The organism is Candidatus Rickettsia kedanie (genome assembly GCF_045865205.1).
Taxonomy (GTDB): domain Bacteria; phylum Pseudomonadota; class Alphaproteobacteria; order Rickettsiales; family Rickettsiaceae; genus Rickettsia; species Rickettsia australis.
The window spans coordinates 57,137-74,346 of sequence record NZ_BAABMM010000005.1; the positions used below are offsets into that span (position 1 = coordinate 57,137).

A 17,210-nucleotide genomic window follows, 5' to 3' on the forward strand; every position below is an offset into this window, starting at 1 on the left:
AATAGATGGTGAATCGAAAATCGTCATTGCGAGTGGGTATGAGTGTTGTTGCATTGCTAGTTTTATGTCATTCCTGCTTACGCGGGGATGACATCGAGTGCATTTTTCGAGCCATGCAACAACGCCTTTGGTTGCTGGGTTGTTGCATGGATACCCGAATCGTCATTGCGAGGAGCGAAGCGACGTGGCAATCCAGAAAAATAATTAAAAAAAATTCTGTAAATCAGAATTTTTTACTGGATTGCTTCGTCGAATTACTGCGTAATTCTTCTCGCAATGACGGAAAACCAAGCCATGCAACAATGTCTTTGGTCGCTCGCAATGACAAAAAATAAAAACCACAGTATGACGTGTTTGATAACAATTTAAAATTATGAAAATTCTTAAGAGTTTAGTTTTATTAGTTTTGTTTATGGCGATTCCAGCTAAAGCTGATGATGCTTTTTCATGGATGTCAACCAGTTTTGGTGGGTTAAAAAGCTTATTCGGTTGTTTAGAAGTGCCTGAATTTACAAGTTTTCAAGAGGGTAATATAGGCATTAGTTTATCTACAGCCGGAACTTGGCGATCAACAGGTAATACTGTTGAGAAAGGTAAATTGTTAAAAATAAACTGGTCTACTTTAGGTATTACTCCTGAACCTAGAAAATATCTAGTATTATATAGAATTGATCCAAGGTTTAGTACGCCGCAAGTTTTCATTAAAACTTATAATTATTCTAAATTACAATTTGAAGCTTTAGGATTTCCGCGTTTTGTTACGGACAATAACAGTGCAACACCGGGGGCTATACCGCCTGATAAAGACCTTGATGCACTGTCATTTACTAAAATGTCTGATTCTGTTAAATATTTTAACTATTCTAACGGTAATTCGCGAATTGAAGTTAAGGCCGGCGATGTAGTAAATATTAGTTTAGTTGGTAAAGATAATTTTTTTAGCCCTAATACTCTAGATAATGTTTTAACGCAGGAACTTGATAGTTCAATATTTGCTGCTTCTGCACTTTATACTCAAAGTAACCTTGGAAATTTTGACAATAGAATAATTTACTCATCTGCAAAGGAGGTATGTGATCTTATAGACGCTTCAAGAAATCCTAATAAACCAAGCGGGTGTAGCGGTACTGGCTCAGCTACAAAATATAAAAGTATAAATAGTAACGAAGCATTAGTCGGCAAACCTATGATAACGAGAGCGGTACAGAATTTCATGGGCTTAATTAATTCTTGTCCTGCTAATGCCGGTATAAATACTAGCCCTGCTTGCTATTACGATCAAGGTAGAGGGATGATAATTAAAGTAGGCGGGCAAGTTATTAAGGAACGAGATCAGAGTTTTGTAAATTCAGGCAGCACTCAAAGTAGCTTTATATATTATCAAGCCACTAGCAGCGGTACTATGGATTTTACTAGTGATTGGCAAGTTAATAACATGTTTAGTAATTCAGTTTTAATGAGTGATTGGAGCCGAAATTTTTCAAATTATGCTAATTTTGTAGATTACATAAATAAGAATGATTGGTCAGCTAATTTTTTATATTTTGGTCGTTATTCGATGATTGTTGAAATAGGTAACGGGACAAATTCAATTAGTCCGGGTGATCAGCAAAATATAAGTTTAGAATATTTAATAACATCTGATGGTACGTTACCTGATCCATCTGTTCGTGGTACGCCGGTAGATTATAACTTTGCGGCTGATGCACCGCAAGATGGATATTTATGGTTAAGGGTGGTAAATCCTAATAGTAATATACAAGGGGTAGTTAGTGTAAATTATGCTAATTATACTGGTACAACTTGGTTTTCTGATATAATATATAACGGTGCTATTAAACCTATTACCGATCAGTTTAGAACTTTTAGTCAGAACTTTTATATTAAGTTAGTTCACAATTCTGCAGTGCAGAATATAGCTAAAGCTGCATTAACTCTTTATGTTACTATATTTGGTCTAATGTTTGTTGCGGGAGCATTAAAATTAACTGCCATAGAAGTGATAACACGTATATGCAAAATAGCTATAGTAGCTTTTTTAATTAGAGAAGAAAGTTGGAGCTTTTTTAATACATACTTCTTTAGTGCATTTACTAACGGTATTGATTTCTTTGTAACTAACGTAGTAGGTGCTACAAGCTCTAGATCTAATATTTTTGGTTTTATTGATCCTATATTTGATAAATATACTAACGGTAGGATTTGGGGATTATTATTTATTGAATTATTACAAATACATAATGGTTTAGCATTTATCGCTATTATAACCATTTATTCACTTATTACTTATTTTAGAGCTATTTTAGAAGTGATAATAGGCTATGTTATAGCATGCATAGGGCTAACTGTTATGATTTCATTAGCACCGTTTTTCATAATATTAATGTTATTTGAAAAAACTAAAAGTTTATTTGATAATTGGATATCAACATTGCTTAGCTATGTAGTGCAGCCGACAATATTATTGATTTTCTTTTTATTGATAGATCAGGTTTTATCTGAGCAGCTTTTAAAAGTAGTAGTTAGAGCTTGTTGGGATACTCTGATACCAATCAAAATAGGGCTTGATTTAACAAATCTTGGTATTCCGATTAATTTCTCTTTTACATTACCGTTCTTACCAGGAATACCTTTCTATGTACCGGATGTACCGGAAATTAGTCGCTCTAATCTTCTAACGAGCAAGGCTAATACTTTCTTAGTATTGTTTACTACGGCTTTATTATTTTATTCATATTGCTTGATGTCATATGGTTTAGTAAGCTTTGTAAATATAGTAGTCGGAATGCTTACAAATGTTACACCGGCACGAATATCAGGAAATTATCAAGAACGTTCTGATCCTGTGGGAGCTGTTATGCAGGATATAGGTTCGGTAACAAAACCGATTAAAAAGGCGGCTATGGCTCCGGGTAGAATTTTCAAAGATAAGATAATTGATCAAAATTATAAAGCTAGAAAACCAGAAGGAGGTGGTGAATTTACAAATAAATTCCTTGCCGAACGTAATGATGTACCGAAGAAAGAGGCAGAGAGAAAGTAACAAAATTATTTTAGTGTCATCCCGCGACTTAAAAATCGTCATTGCGAGCAGTCGTAGGATGGGCAATCTCATGAAATAATAACAAATTCCTGAGATTGCTTTGTCAAAACTGACAGTTTTTCCTTGCAATGACGGTAAAATTGAGACATGTAGAAATAACTTAAAATGAACACAAATATTTTTATTACATTATTAATATCGCTATTGCTGCTTTCCGGTTGTGCCGGCGAAATTTGTATTGACCCTGATGATTTTGGTTTTATCAAATTCAATGTCTCTTCTAGATATAATCCGGAAGAAATTACTTCAAGACAGGAAGGTGATCAGGTAGCACCATGGCGTGATAGTGCTTATAAAGTAAATGGTTATCCTTTAACCGTTATGGTAAGACCGTGGAGTTATATACTTGGCGATCAAAATACTTCAGGTCAGTTATCTGCATGGTGTCCATGGTATGGTCAGAAAAATAACACAACTACTTTGGCTGCTTTTTGCGTTAAGCTACAACCGTGTACTTTTTGGGATAATGCTAGACTTGATATGTGTACTCCTAATCCCGCAAATCAAAATGACGCAATGATTAGTAATCCTCCATGTATAATGACAGACGGTGTCGGGCTTTATTTTCTTATTGCTGCTAAAAATACCAATCCCAATATTTCACCGGATTCACAGCGTAAACCACAAGGTATAACTCAGCATTTAGGAGAGCTTACTTCGAGTGTAGGCTATGAATTTTATAGTATTAGTAGTACAGGACAATTCTTGAAAGCCGGCGGTATAAATTATCAATATAAAGGTGAGGATAAGTCAAAATATGCTCAATCTCCTCTTTATTTTAAGATTATAGATAAATTTTATAATGATAATAGCGGGCAATATAGATTAGTAATCAAATCTGGAGTTACTGATACTAGACCCGATCCGCTACAATTTTTAACGGATTTAATACAAGGAGTATTATTTGGTAAGGATGGGATTATACAGAAAACTTATCAACAAATAATTGATACGTCGGGTTATAGGGTGAGTGTCGCGGCTATTTTAACTCTATATATAATGTTTACGAGCTTTTCCTTTTTAATAGGTAATATAAACCTTACTCATGTCGAACTTATAGTTAGAATATTAAAAGTTAGTATAGTCTCAATATTATTAAGTACGGATAAAGCTTGGACATTTTTTCATGATTATTTATTCGTATTTTTTATTGAGGGGGTTCAGCAAATACTGCAAATAATTAATGAAGCTGCAGCTACCGGTCCTGGTTCTCAAAGTTTGCTGGGGTTACTTATTTCTCCTCAAACTTTATCTAAATTATTTTCTTTACTATTTGTTGATTGGCTTGGTTTTATATATATCATGCTATATTTAATAGCCCTATATTTTATTTTCTTTCTTATATTTAAAGCTACTATTATCTATCTAACCGCTCTTATAACTATTGGTATGATTATAATTATGGGACCGATATTTATTTGTTTCATGTTGTTTAATATCACTCGTTCGTTATTTGAGAATTGGTTAAGACAATTAATATCATATGCATTACAGCCTATAATTTTATTTGCCGGTATCGCTTTTATTTCAATGATCATCAGAACCGAAATATATTCAACGCTTGGTTTTGGGGTATGTAAACATGATTTTCCTAAGTTAGGTCCGATAAATGAAATATTCGGTAGTTTTCTTGAGGATATAGATCCAAGCCTTGGTAATTCAATATTTTATTGGTGGTTCCCTGTACCAATGAAAGGAGGTATAAATAATTTTCACAAAGCAAAGATATTAGTACCCGAAGATCATATAATAGTAGATGATTCTTGTAAGAATGACCCTGATAAATGTAAGCATTGTGCTGCGTATGAGTGTATAGATGAACGCTATATTGAATTACCGTTTTTAGATTTAGTTAAAGATGCAAAAAGGATTAGTAATTTTATAAACGGGAAATTTGTCCAACTTGATGGGATATTACTAATTTTTGTGTCTATTTATTTGCTAAGTAAATTTAACGATACTGCCATATCGACGGCACAATTTATTGCCGGTACTTCAGGTAATTTAACAGACATACAAAAAGTTAATCAACAATCTTATGAATCTGCAGTGAAGCAAATGAATAGACCGCTAAGTTATGTGGCTAAGACGGTAAGTGCACCTGTAACTAGCCTTGTAAGTGCAAGGAAAGAGCAAGCTAGCATGTTCTTTGCCGAGAAATTTGAAAATATGATGATGGGAAGGATTGAGAAGCAAGCTCTCGGTTCTTCAGCAAACAAAGCCGTACAAAATGAGGTTAAAAGAAAATACGGTATAGATTCTAAAGATGTAAAAATGAATGCTATTACTGATTATGAAAATGGTATTTCAGGATTGTTAAAGAATTTACCTAAAGGGAATGAATTAAAAGCAAAAGAACTATCGAAAATGAAATTTACTCAGCTTCGAGATAAAATTGCTGCAAATAAATATGGAGTGAAAGATTATGCTGCTTTAAGTAAAGAACAAAAAACAGAGCTTGATAAGTCCTTAAAAGATGCTAACTTACGTGAACTTGCTAGTGATGCGAACTTTACTAAAGATTATCAAGATGCTTATAAGTATGCTCACCAAGACATGTCAGGGCGAGGTATTGGTCTGTTTGGTAAGAATATAGGAGTGCTTAGAAGCTGGCAAGAGATTGAGCATCGTGTTGATACAAAACGTAAATTAAAAGAAGAAAAGCGTGTAGGTATAGGCGAAAAAATATATGCAGGTTATACAGGAATAAAAAGAGGAGCTTTAACTGCAATAGTCGGTAAAGATTTACGCGATGCTTATGAGGGTAATCTAACCAGTGCCGAATGGCATGATTTTGAATATAACGATCCAAGGCTTAGAACTTATAGCGAAAAATTAAAAGATAATGAAAAAGCACGGAAACATGAAGAACTCAAAATGCATATTAATAAGGAAACATTAGCTGCTCAGGCAGATATATTATCACCGGAATATCTAGCAAGACTAGAAAAAGCAGGTAGACAGAGTGATGTAGCATATTATCAAGAATTAGCTCAAAGAAAGCTTATTCATGAGGTGCGTGGTAGGTTATTCGAGGAAGGTGAACCGGTAATGATGGGCGACAGATTTATGCGTGAGAAAGCTACTGATTCTCAGATGCGAGATATGATAGATAACGCTCATAGAAAACATGCAGAATTTATAGAGGGAGATCGATATATTCGTCGCCAAGAGCATTATGATATTATACACGAGAAAGCTGAAGGAAATTTAGCACAAACGTATAAAAAGCTTAAAGATCATTTCAAAAGAGATGAGATCAACATTGAGGAAATACCGGCATTAATAGCCCAAAAGATCAAAGATACTGAGCAGGGACCTGAAGTAGACGCAAAGATTACGGAAGAGCTTAATAACTTTAATGCTGATGTTAAAAATTATGAATATAGCACTGAAGTATTAAATAAAATAGAGGACAGAAAGCAAGCTATTGCCGATGAAGTCAATGCTCAGATCGATCAGATTAATAAATATAGGGAAAATGCCAAAATGGAAAAATATGTGAGGCCAATAGTAAATGAAGGCAGAAAACTAAGAAAATTAGAAGATCATTTAAGAAATATGAATTAGTAAAAGATATATATTTAGAATAGTTATTTGCTTTAATAATAAAGTTAATCAATACTATTGAGGTATAGTTATGAATAGAGCAAAAATATTTATGAATGGTCAAAGTCAAGTAGTAAGATTACTAAGGAATGTCGTTTCTCAGTTAAAGAAGTTAGTGTTATTCCTTTAGGAAAAGGAATAGTATTACAGCCTCTGCCTAACAGTTGGAAAGATGTTTTTCAGGAAATGGCTGAAATTTCTAGTGATGATATTTTGCCTGATGGAAGAAAAGATTTACCACCACAAAAAAAGGAAATATTTTGAATGATCTACATGCTTGACACTAATATTTGTGTTTATGCAATTAATAAACATTCTGATTCTTATCATAATAATTTAGAATTACTGGCAAAAATAATACTATTGCTATTTCATCAATAGTATTAGCAGAATTTCAATATGGTGTTTCTAAAAGTAAGAAAAAAGAGCAAAATCAAAGCAAATTGGATGTTTTTCTAAGTAGATTAGAAATGATAGATTTTTCTGCAAAATGTACTTTTTATTATGGAGAATTACGTACGGAACTTGAGCAAAATGGTCTAATAATAGGAAATAATGATTTGCTAATTGCAAGTCATGCTATAGCGGAAAATGCAACTTTAGTTACTAATAATATAAAAGAATTTAAGCGTATACCTAATTTAATTTTAGAAAATTGGGATAAATAAAAAAATACACTGTGGCGGTAATGCTACTTACAAATTTCCTATTAAAAATCTTCTTCAATTTTCCCTTTATTAATTAACTTATATATTATCTAATTAAGTTAGTGATTAATTTATTAAGGGGTTTATGAGGAAACAACATATAATAAACAAGACTTTTTTAGATGCAATTCTAGCTAAGAAATGAGGTACTACTGATACTCCTACGAGAGAAATCAACGATCCTGACTTTGATGAAGCAGCAAAGCATTTCATCGATCTATTACTTAGAGCCGACGGCTTTAAGCCTGTTAAAACTGCAGTAGTGCATCCAATCGATAAAGAATCATTACTCGGTGCAGTTAGAGCGGCACAATTTAATGTAATAAAACCGGTCTTGATTGGTCCGCAACATAAAATTGAATCAGTAGCAAAAGTTAATAATGTCGATCTTGAGGATTATCAAGTAATTAACGTTGAGCATAGCCACGAAGCAGCAAAAAAAAGCCGTAGAGCTTGCAAAGAAAAGAGAAGTTGCGACTATTATGAAAGGGTCGCTTCATACTGATGCGCTTATGTCTGCGGTAGTTCATAAGGAGAATGGACTACGTACCGAACGCCGTATAAGTCATGCTTTCTTAATGGCAGTTGCTACCTTGCCAAAACCGTTCATTATTACCGATGCTGCTATTAATATTCGTCCTACTCTAGAAGATAAGCGTGATAAGTGCAGAATGCTATTGATTTAATGCATATGATTAAAGAAGACCAGCAGGTTAGAGTTGCGGTATTATCAGCAGTTGAGACGGTAACCTCCGCAATCCCTACAATCCTTGACGCAGCTGCTTTATCGAAAATGGCAGATCGAGGGCAAATTACGAATGCTATAGTTGATGGACCGCTTGCGTTTGATAATGCTATATCTTTATTTGCTGCAGAAGCAAAAGGCATTAGCTCTTCAGTTTCAGGAAATGCCAATATATATTAGTAGTACCCGATCTTGAATCAGGCAATATGCTTGCAAAGCAGCTAAAATATTTGGGTCAAGCAGTTATGGCTGGTATCGTTCTTGGGGCCCGTGTGCCTATTATTTTAACAAGTAGAGCTGATCCCATGGATATGCGTGTTATTTCCTGTGTACTTGCTTCATTTATTTATAACCATGCTAAGGCGAAGCTACATATCCAATTAGGTAAATAATATGAAAGATGTTATTTTAATAGCTAATGCCGGCTCATCTAGTTGAAAAATTTCTATTTTTGCAATTCAGAATAAAAAAGTTAAGGATAAAATTTATAATATTTTTTTAGAAAAGAACGACCATAAAATATTATGTCATATAAATAAAAAACAGGAATCTGCTACCGATATTAAAGATGATGCTATTGAAATGATGATTGATCTTTTTGAAGATTGGTGGCACAAACAAGAGAATCTCAATTTAATTGCCACCGGTCACCGTATTGTCCATGGCGGGAAAAATTTTAATAAACCGGTTATTGTTAATGAAAAAGTTAGTGAAGATTTGAGAGTATTAATACCTCTAAGCCCTTTGCATCAACCTTATAATTTGCAGGTACTGGATTTATTTCTTCAAAAATATAAAGAAATCTCGCATATAGCATGTTTTGATACGTCGTTTCATTTTACCAATCCGCCTATTACAAAAGCTTTCGGTTTACCGAAAAAATATTATGATAAAGGGATAATTCGTTACGGTTTTCATGGATTATCATATAAATATGTTAGTAGCCATTTTAAAGAAATGACTAAGGAAGATTTACCTACAAAGACTATTATAGTGCACTTAGGAAGCGGTAGTAGTCTATGTGCTATTAAAAACGGTCTTAGTCTAACAAGTTCTATGGGCTTTAGCGTACTCGACGGTGTTATGATGGGTACAAGGACAGGTAACCTTGATCCCGGAATAGTGTTGTATCTTAGCGATCATGAGAAAATGACTACGAAAGAAATAACCGAGTTATTATAAGAAGTCGGGGTTACTCGGTATATCCGGCGAAAGCTCCGATATGCGTACTTTGCTTGCCAGTAACTCACCTGATGCTAAATTTGCTATAGATTTATTCATGTATCACATTGTACTTGAAATAGGTAAGTTAACTGCTGCACTTGAGGGGATTGATTGTCTAATTTTTACTGCCGGTGTCGGACAGAATGCTGTTGTAATACGTGGAGATGATTAGCGCAAAACTTCATGGCTAGGCATTAAAATAGATGATGCAAAAAACCAAAAAAACGAGCATTTAATAAGTACTGAAAACAGTAAGGTTAAAGTTTTTGCTGTGCCGACAAACGAAGAGCTAATCATCGCTGAGGAAGTAATGAAGTTTTTATAACACAAATTAGTTAATTTTTAATTACTTATATCTCTATATTTTCTTTATTAACTTTTTTTGAAATAAAATATATGCAACATAGATATATTTTTAACTTGAATTTGGAAGGAAGTTATGCCGGAAGATTTTGATAAAAAGAAAGCAGAAAAACAAATAAAGGAGATTAAAAATAATAAGATAAATCCATATAATGATGCAATGAAGAAAGATTCTAGAGTGGGTTTATGCAGAGGCAAGTTATAGCTAAAAACGCAGCAGGTTATAAGACAGCATTAAAGAGAGCAGCAAGCAAAAGAAGCAGGTAATTAGTTTAGATAAAGATGCTATGAGACGCTTAGAGAAAATAAAAAGTCGTTATATAGAAGCTGCTCAAAAAGCAGAATTTCAAAAATTTCAAAGCGATCAAGCTCATAAAACTAATCAACAAAAAGCTGAAGCATTTAGGAGTGGTGCAACAGCTGCTGCTAAAAAACAAAGAAAAGAAAATTATAGGACAGGTGGGTGTGGTAAAAATTAAATTATAATTTTATTGCGTTAATTGGTACTGGCTACTATTCTAAGCGTATGTCTATACTTCACGCTACAATCCTAACCGTTTTTCCTGAAATGTTTCCTGGGACTCTAGGGGATTCTTTAGCAGGGCGAGCACTGAATAAAAATATTTGGTCGTATGACGTTATCAATATTCGGGATTTCGGTCTAACTAAGCATAAAAATGTTGATGATGAAGCTTATGGTGGCGGTGACGGGCTTATAATGCGTCCTGATGTGCTTGGTGACGCTATAGAACACGCTTTATCTTTAAATCCTAATGCTAGAATTTACTATCCTTCACCTCGCGGTAGAGTCTTTACTCAAAGCTTTGCTAAGGAGATGTTAAAAAATAAAAACCTTATATTCTTATGTGGACGTTACGAAGGGATTGACGAACGTGTAATTGCAGAGTATAATGTTGAAGAAATTAGTGTAGGCGACTACATTTTATCCGGCGGAGAAATACCTACTCTCACCATTCTCGATTGCTTAATTAGACTACTGCCAGGTGTTTTAATGAACCAAAATACCTTATCTTCCGAGTCTTTTGAAGAAGGCGGGGAATTTAAGGGCGGGCTTGAATGCGGTTTATATACAAGACCTGAAATTTGGCGTGGTCGAGCTGTACCGAGTGTTTTATTATCCGGTAACCACAGGCTAATTAATGAGTGGAAAAAAGAGCAATCACGTATGATTACTAAATTACGCCGTCCGGAGTTACTTAAAGATTTATAGAGTTAAGGAGTAAAAAATGAATATTATTGACCACTTTGAACAGGAAAATATTTCAAAGCTTACTGCAAATAAAAAAATTCCTGATTTTGAAGCCGGCGATACAGTTAAGGTCACTGTTAAAATTATTGATAGATCTATTGAGAAAGACGGTAAGGAAAAATTAACGGAAAGATTTCAAGCTTATGAAGGTGTAGTTATCGCAAAAAGAAATCGTGGTATTACTTCATCTTTCTTAGTACGTAAAATTAGCCATGGTGAAGGTGTCGAAAGACGCTTTATGACTTACTCGCCGGTAGTACACTCTATTGATGTAGTAAAATACGGAGTAGTTCGTCGTGCTAAACTTTATTATTTAAGAAATAGAAGCGGTAAGTCGGCTAGAATTAAAGGGAGACATATCCCTATTGCTAGAACCAAAGCAGTAAAAGCTTAAGTATACTCGGTGAATTTCAAAAATTGGATACGTTGTTCTACAAGAGCTGTGGTGTTCACGTATTAAGTAACTGTTGCCGCTCCAAGGACTTTGAACTCCTTGCTCTTTTTGAAATTGACCTTCGTCTACCGATTCTTCATTTACTCAATACATCATTGCGAGCGACTGAAGGCATTGTTGCATGGATTGAAAAACCTACGCGATGTCATTCCCGCGGAAGCGGGAATCTAGGGTAAAGCAAGATAATCGAGCTTTTAATTTCAAAAATTTGCTGTATTTATATATTTTTTCTGAATTCCCGCCTCTACGGGAATGACATAGGCGGCTGAGGATAATTCTACATTTCCCCTCCAATGACGATATGCAAGCAAACCTACTAAATCCCTAAAGTATCTCTATAAAGTTCAAGCATAACATCCTGCTCGGCAAGTTTATCTTTATCCAATTTCTTTAGTTTCAATATAGATTTCATAGCTTTAACATCAAAACCATGCGAAGAAGCATCTTGGAAAATATCTTTTACTTCTTGAGACAAATCAGCTTTTTCTTGTTCCAATCTTTCTATTTTGCTTATATATTGCTCTAATTGTTCTTTTACTACTACTTCTGACATAAAAAATCGTTTAACCTTTTTGAATTTACTATATAATACAAATATACTACTTATCTTTCAAGAATTGTTCTTGCATTTTGTCAAGGATTCGCAATCCTCACTTATTAAGTATAGGCTGCGGGTGCTCACCGCTCAAAATAAAATTCAATTCTTGAAATACAAGCAGTATATCACTTTTATGCAACGAAATATTAATAATGCAAATTTATCCTTTAAGACTTTTACCTCATAAAATCGATTTTGATTTTATGAACTTTAAAGAAGTTAGTTACAGTTTTTCAATTATTTTATCACTCATTAGCTTTATTTGGATCGGTATATATAAATTTAATTTTGGTATTGATTTTGCCGGCGGTATAGTTATTGAAGTAAGGCTTGATCAAGCTCCTGATTTACCAAAAATGCGAGGGGTTCTAGGTGAGCTTGGAATAGGTGAGGTGGTCTTACAGAATTTCGGTAGTGAGCGTGATTTATCGATTAGATTCGGTATTAGTAGCGAAGAAAATTTCATGAAAAATATTGAGTTAATTAAAGCATCTTTGCAAAGTAATTTTCCGTATAAGTTTGAATATCGTAAGGTAGATTTTGTTGGTCCGCAAGTCGGTAGGCAGCTAATAGAAGCGGGGGCTATGGCTATGCTGTGCTCTTTCTTAGCTATTATGGTTTATATTTGGGTGCGTTTTGAGTGGTATTTCGGTCTTGGTATACTTATCGCCTTAGTGCATGACGTAATACTCGCTCTTGGGTTTATGAGTATGACAAAGCTTGATTTTAACTTAAGCACTATCGCAGCAGTGTTAACTATTATAGGTTATTCCGTTAATGATTCGGTAGTAATATATGATAGGATTAGAGAAAATTTACGTAAATATCATAAAAAAAATATCACGGAAATTATAAATTTAAGTATCAATGAGACTTTATCAAGAACGATTTTAACAGTAATTACCACGCTACTTGCCAATTTAGCCCTTATTCTTTTCGGCGGTGAGGTAATCCGTAGTTTTAGCGTCCTTGTATTTTTTGGGATAATAGCCGGTACTTATTCGTCAATTTTTATCTCCGCTCCGATACTTACAATGTTCGCTAATAGAAGGTTTAATAAAAAAGTAATAGAAAGGTAAAAAATCGTCATTGCAAGCAAGCATCGCCTATGTGGCTAGTTTTTTTCGTCATTGCGAGGAAGTTTACAATAGTAAATTGACGAAGCAATCCAGTAAAAAATTCTGATTTAAAGAATTTTTTATTATTTTTTCTGGATTGCCACGCAGCCTAAGGCTGCTCGCAATGACAATTTTCGAGCCATGTTTGTCTTTCCTTGCAATGACGTTTTGAAGCCATAACGAGAATAGTTTATGCTAAAAGAAGAAGACAAAATTTTTACTAACCTACATGGGGAGCAAATCCATGATTTGAAATCTAGCAAGAAGCGAGGTGATTGGGATAATACTAAAGCTTTGCTTGATAAAGGTAGAGACTTTATTATTGAAGAGATCACGAAATCAGGGCTTAGAGGGCGAGGCGGTGCCGGATTTTCTACCGGTATGAAATGGTCGTTTATGCCCAAAAATTCAGAGAAGCCTTGCTATTTAGTAGTAAATGCCGACGAGTCTGAGCCTGGTACTTGTAAGGATCGTGATATATTAAGGTTTGAGCCGCACAAATTAATAGAAGGTTGCTTGCTTGCAAGCTTTGCTATAGGAGCGAATGATTGCTATATCTATATTAGAGGTGAGTTTTATAATGAAGCTTCTAATATTCAGCGTGCCTTAGATGAGGCTTATAAAGACGGGTTAATAGGAAAGAATGCTTGCGGTTCAGGCTTTGATTGTAATATTTATTTACACCGTGGGGCGGGGGCTTATATTTGCGGTGAGGAAACGGCATTACTTGAAAGCTTAGAGGGTAAAAAAGGCATGCCTCGTTTAAAGCCGCCTTTTCCTGCCAGATTTGGGCTATATGGTTGCCCGACTACTATAAATAATGTTGAGTCTATCGCAGTAGTGCCGACCATTTTAAGACGAAGAGCTAGTTGGTTTGCTTCTATCGGTAAGCCTAACAATACCGGTACTAAGATTTTTTGCATATCTGGGCATGTTAATAAGCCTTGCAATGTTGAAGAGGCAATGGGAATCTCGTTAAAAGAATTGATTGAGAAATATGCCGGCGGTGTTCGAGGCGGTTGGGATAATCTTAAAGCCATAATTCCGGGCGGTGCTTCCGTGCCTTTACTTCCTAAGTCATTATGTGAAGTGGATATGGATTTTGATAGTTTAAGAACCGCAGGTTCTGGACTTGGTACAGGTGGTATTATAGTTATGGATAAATCTACCGACATTATTTATGCAATAGCACGCCTTAGTAAATTTTACATGCATGAATCATGCGGGCAATGTACTCCTTGTCGTGAAGGTACGGGCTGGATGTGGCGAGTTATGATGCGGCTAGTTAAAGGTAATGCCCAAAAATCCGAGATCGACGAACTTCTTAATGTTACGAAAGAAATAGAGGGGCATACTATTTGTGCCTTAGGTGATGCGGCAGCTTGGCCAATCCAAGGGCTGATACGCCATTTTAGAAGCGAAATTGAGGAGAGGATAAAGAGTTATAGCGTGGCAATCTCATGAAATAATAAACTCCTGAGATTGCTTCGTCAATTACTTTGTAATTTCCTCGCAATGACGGAAGCCATGCAACAAGGCTTACAGTCGTTCACAATGACGATTTCAATTTAAAAATAATTAAGAGAGTATGCAAACAGATAATACAAAATCCAACACTAATAAAACAGCTAAGCAAGAGTGGGGGTCTTGTGCTTTTGTAATATGTATCGCTTTACTTATTAGAATACTTATTATGGAGCCGTTTACCGTTCCGACCGGTTCTATGAAAGCAACCATACTTGAGAATGACTATATATTTTCTACGAAATATAGTTATGGTTATAGTAATTATTCTTTATCTTTTTTTGATTTTATTCCTCTTGTTAAAGGGCGAATATTTGCTCGTGAACCAGAGCGTGGCGATATTGTAGTTTTTCGTCCGCCTAACGATATGAATGTTAGATATATAAAGCGTTTAATAGGACTACCCGGTGATAAAATTCAATTGATTGATGACATAATATATATTAACGATAAAAGAATAGAACGCACGGAAGTTGGAACTTATATAAGTGAAGAGGGAATAAAATATTTGAAGTTTAAAGAAACCTTGCCAAACGGTAGAACATATTTTTCTTATAAGCTTGCTCCTATTTTTGGCGTTATATATAATGATAGATACGGTAACACGGATGTTTTTTATGTACCTGAAGGGAAATATTTCTTTTTAGGGGATAATAGAGATCAGTCAAATGATAGTAGAGTAAATCTTGGATTTGTACCGTTTGAAAATTTTATTGCTAAAGCACAATTTATTTGGTTCTCAACAAAAATGACTTGGTGGGATCATGATATAGGAGTTATTAATCTAGTACTAAGGTTAAAGCCATGGATTGAATCTGTTAGGTTAAATCGAATTTTCAGAAATCTTTATAACACGGATGAGTAATGAAATCATTTGAGAAGTTAGAAAAGCTGCTTGGCTATAGTTTCAAAAATCAAGAGCTTTTAATAGAGGCGTTGAGTCACCCGTCTTTAAGACAACATCATGAGTATAAGTATGATAAAGATTATGAACGATTAGAGTTCCTAGGTGATGCTGTATTAAATTTAGTAGTCACGGAAATTTTATTTAGAAATTTTGCAAATTATAATGAGGGGAATTTAGCTAAAATGAGATCATATTTAGTTTGCAAAGAAACAATATGTGTGGTTGGGACCAAGCTCACTTTAAAAGATTATATAATTATGACTTATGGTGAAGAAGTAGCAGGAGGGCGTGATAATCCTAATAATATAGAAAATGCTACGGAAGCTTTGATTGCAGCTATATATCTTGATAGCAATATTGAAACAACCCGTAATATTATTGGGAGATTATGGGCAGAATTTATAAAAATTCAGAATTTAACGGATTATGATTATGACCCAAAAACTGCTTTACAAGAATTGGCTCAAGCGAGTAGCCATCACCTACCCATATACCGTCTGATAAAAAGAGAAGGAGCTGCCCATTCATCGACTTTTACGGTTCTTGTAAAAGTACAAGATTATGAACAAACAGGTACAGGACACTCTATAAAAGAAGCCGAAAAAAACGCAGCACGAGACTTATTGCACAGGCTTAAAGATGTCTAATCAGAAAACAATTTCGGTTTGTATAATTGGACGACCAAATAGCGGGAAGTCGACTTTGCTAAATAGAATAATCGGTGAGAAACTTTCAATTGTGACCCCAAAAGTTCAAACGACTAGGTCAATTATTACCGGTATTATTACCTTAAAAGATACGCAGGTAATTTTATACGATACGCCCGGTATATTTGAGCCAAAAGGGAGCTTAGAGAAAGCAATGGTAAGATGTGCATGGTCTAGTTTGTATAGTGCAGATTTAGTAATGTTAATTATCGATAGTTTAAAACCGTTTGATGATGTAACGCACGATATTTTAGATAAGCTTCGCTCACTTAATATTGTTCCGATATTTTTATTGAATAAAATAGACATCGAATCAAAATATCTAGATGACATTAAAGCTTTTTTAATGGAAAATCATCCTGATAGTTTGCTTTTTCCTATATCTGCTTTATCGGGCAAAAATATTAATGGATTACTTGAATATATAACAGGTAAGGCAAAAATTTCTCCTTGGCTTTATGCAGAAGACGACATAACGGATTTACCGATGCGTTTTATTGCGGCAGAAATCACAAGAGAGCAATTATTTTTTAATTTGCATCAAGAGCTACCTTATAAGTTAACTGTACAAACTGAACAGTGGGAAGATCTTAAAGACAAATCCGTAAAGATTAATCAGGTTATAGTAGTCTCAAGAGAGAGCTATAAAACTATAATACTCGGTAAAAACGGCTCGAAAATCAGAGAGATAGGGGCAAAATCTCGAATGCAAATGGAGCGGTTTTTTGGCTTTCCTGTTCATTTATTTTTATTTGTTAAGGTGCGTGAACTGTGGGAAAATAACCCAGATTTTTATCAGTATATGAAGATATGAAGCTGTCACCCCGTGGCTTGACCACGGGGTCCAGTATTTTTAAAATTATTTTATGGACCCCGTGGTC

Annotated in this window: 13 protein-coding genes and 5 pseudogenes; 17 read left to right on the top strand and 1 reads right to left on the bottom strand. The window is 34.6% G+C overall.

The window, feature by feature from the left end:
* Positions 1 to 146: 146 nt before the first annotated feature.
* The 12 genes and pseudogenes from ACKTSD_RS00715 to rplS all read left to right on the top strand — a co-directional run.
* Positions 147 to 287, top strand: a pseudogene (locus tag ACKTSD_RS00715) (zinc ABC transporter substrate-binding protein); the annotation flags it as partial.
* Positions 288 to 373: 86 nt separating this feature from the next.
* Positions 374 to 3,043 (top strand): TrbL/VirB6 family protein, encoded by a 2,670-nt coding sequence (locus tag ACKTSD_RS00720; RefSeq protein ID WP_412707545.1) that lies wholly within the window; start codon positions 374 to 376, stop codon positions 3,041 to 3,043.
* A gap of 165 nt (positions 3,044 to 3,208) precedes the next feature.
* Positions 3,209 to 6,673, top strand: a complete 3,465-nt coding sequence (locus ACKTSD_RS00725; protein ID WP_412707546.1) for a type IV secretion system protein — start codon at positions 3,209 to 3,211, stop codon at positions 6,671 to 6,673.
* 70 nt (positions 6,674 to 6,743) lie between these two features.
* A pseudogene (locus ACKTSD_RS00730) lies at positions 6,744 to 6,980 on the top strand (antitoxin).
* Positions 6,977 to 7,380: pseudogene (vapC, locus tag ACKTSD_RS00735) on the top strand (type II toxin-antitoxin system tRNA(fMet)-specific endonuclease VapC). Before ACKTSD_RS00730 ends, vapC begins: the two co-directional pseudogenes overlap by 4 nt.
* Before the next feature lie 124 nt (positions 7,381 to 7,504).
* Positions 7,505 to 8,556 (top strand): annotated as a pseudogene (locus ACKTSD_RS00740) (phosphate acetyltransferase).
* A 127-nt stretch (positions 8,557 to 8,683) separates the two neighbouring features.
* Entirely contained in the window at positions 8,684 to 9,346 is a 663-nt protein-coding gene (locus ACKTSD_RS00745) for a hypothetical protein (RefSeq protein ID WP_412707562.1), read from the top strand.
* Positions 9,347 to 9,386: 40 nt separating this feature from the next.
* Positions 9,387 to 9,713: pseudogene (locus tag ACKTSD_RS00750) on the top strand (hypothetical protein).
* A 114-nt stretch (positions 9,714 to 9,827) separates the two neighbouring features.
* Complete coding sequence (locus tag ACKTSD_RS00755; RefSeq protein ID WP_412707547.1) at positions 9,828 to 9,956, top strand: hypothetical protein; 129 nt, start codon at positions 9,828 to 9,830, stop codon at positions 9,954 to 9,956.
* Between the two features lie 115 nt (positions 9,957 to 10,071).
* Positions 10,072 to 10,230, top strand: a complete 159-nt coding sequence (locus ACKTSD_RS00760) for a tRNA (guanine-N1)-methyltransferase (RefSeq protein ID WP_412707563.1) — start codon at positions 10,072 to 10,074, stop codon at positions 10,228 to 10,230.
* A 47-nt stretch (positions 10,231 to 10,277) separates the two neighbouring features.
* On the top strand, positions 10,278 to 10,982 hold the full coding sequence (trmD, locus tag ACKTSD_RS00765) for a tRNA (guanosine(37)-N1)-methyltransferase TrmD (protein WP_412707548.1): 705 nt from the start codon (positions 10,278 to 10,280) through the stop codon (positions 10,980 to 10,982).
* Between the two features lie 16 nt (positions 10,983 to 10,998).
* A complete protein-coding gene (rplS, locus tag ACKTSD_RS00770) occupies positions 10,999 to 11,415 on the top strand; it encodes a 50S ribosomal protein L19 (protein ID WP_412707549.1) in 417 nt (138 codons plus the stop codon).
* A gap of 376 nt (positions 11,416 to 11,791) precedes the next feature.
* Here rplS and ACKTSD_RS00775 read toward each other — a convergent pair whose 3' ends face one another.
* Entirely contained in the window at positions 11,792 to 12,028 is a 237-nt protein-coding gene (locus ACKTSD_RS00775; RefSeq protein ID WP_412707550.1) for a DUF2312 domain-containing protein, read from the bottom strand.
* A gap of 197 nt (positions 12,029 to 12,225) precedes the next feature.
* Between ACKTSD_RS00775 and secF the strand changes: the two genes are divergently transcribed.
* From secF to era, 5 genes are all read left to right on the top strand, one after another.
* Complete coding sequence (gene secF / locus ACKTSD_RS00780; protein ID WP_412707551.1) at positions 12,226 to 13,152, top strand: protein translocase subunit SecF; 927 nt, start codon at positions 12,226 to 12,228, stop codon at positions 13,150 to 13,152.
* A gap of 231 nt (positions 13,153 to 13,383) precedes the next feature.
* On the top strand, positions 13,384 to 14,655 hold the full coding sequence (gene nuoF / locus ACKTSD_RS00785; protein WP_412707552.1) for an NADH-quinone oxidoreductase subunit NuoF: 1,272 nt from the start codon (positions 13,384 to 13,386) through the stop codon (positions 14,653 to 14,655).
* A gap of 124 nt (positions 14,656 to 14,779) precedes the next feature.
* Positions 14,780 to 15,580, top strand: coding sequence for a signal peptidase I (lepB, locus tag ACKTSD_RS00790; protein ID WP_412707553.1), 801 nt, complete (start codon positions 14,780 to 14,782; stop codon positions 15,578 to 15,580).
* On the top strand, positions 15,580 to 16,269 hold the full coding sequence (gene rnc / locus ACKTSD_RS00795; protein WP_412707554.1) for a ribonuclease III: 690 nt from the start codon (positions 15,580 to 15,582) through the stop codon (positions 16,267 to 16,269). The genes lepB and rnc overlap by 1 nt, the downstream gene beginning before the upstream one ends.
* Positions 16,262 to 17,143, top strand: a complete 882-nt coding sequence (gene era / locus ACKTSD_RS00800) for a GTPase Era (protein ID WP_412707555.1) — start codon at positions 16,262 to 16,264, stop codon at positions 17,141 to 17,143. The genes rnc and era overlap by 8 nt, the downstream gene beginning before the upstream one ends.
* Positions 17,144 to 17,210 lie beyond the last annotated feature (67 nt).

Bases quoted from the DNA above. Each gene is read 5' to 3' on its own strand.
- ACKTSD_RS00720 (WP_412707545.1), top strand. From the start codon at position 374: ATGAAAATTCTTAAGAGTTTAGTTTTATTAGTTTTGTTTATGGCGATT.
- ACKTSD_RS00725 (WP_412707546.1), top strand. From the start codon at position 3,209: ATGAACACAAATATTTTTATTACATTATTAATATCGCTATTGCTGCTT.
- ACKTSD_RS00755 (WP_412707547.1), top strand. From the start codon at position 9,828: ATGCCGGAAGATTTTGATAAAAAGAAAGCAGAAAAACAAATAAAGGAG.
- trmD (WP_412707548.1), top strand. From the start codon at position 10,278: ATGTCTATACTTCACGCTACAATCCTAACCGTTTTTCCTGAAATGTTT.
- rplS (WP_412707549.1), top strand. From the start codon at position 10,999: ATGAATATTATTGACCACTTTGAACAGGAAAATATTTCAAAGCTTACT.
- ACKTSD_RS00775 (WP_412707550.1), bottom strand. From the start codon at position 12,028: ATGTCAGAAGTAGTAGTAAAAGAACAATTAGAGCAATATATAAGCAAA.
- secF (WP_412707551.1), top strand. From the start codon at position 12,226: ATGCAAATTTATCCTTTAAGACTTTTACCTCATAAAATCGATTTTGAT.
- nuoF (WP_412707552.1), top strand. From the start codon at position 13,384: ATGCTAAAAGAAGAAGACAAAATTTTTACTAACCTACATGGGGAGCAA.
- lepB (WP_412707553.1), top strand. From the start codon at position 14,780: ATGCAAACAGATAATACAAAATCCAACACTAATAAAACAGCTAAGCAA.
- rnc (WP_412707554.1), top strand. From the start codon at position 15,580: ATGAAATCATTTGAGAAGTTAGAAAAGCTGCTTGGCTATAGTTTCAAA.
- era (WP_412707555.1), top strand. From the start codon at position 16,262: ATGTCTAATCAGAAAACAATTTCGGTTTGTATAATTGGACGACCAAAT.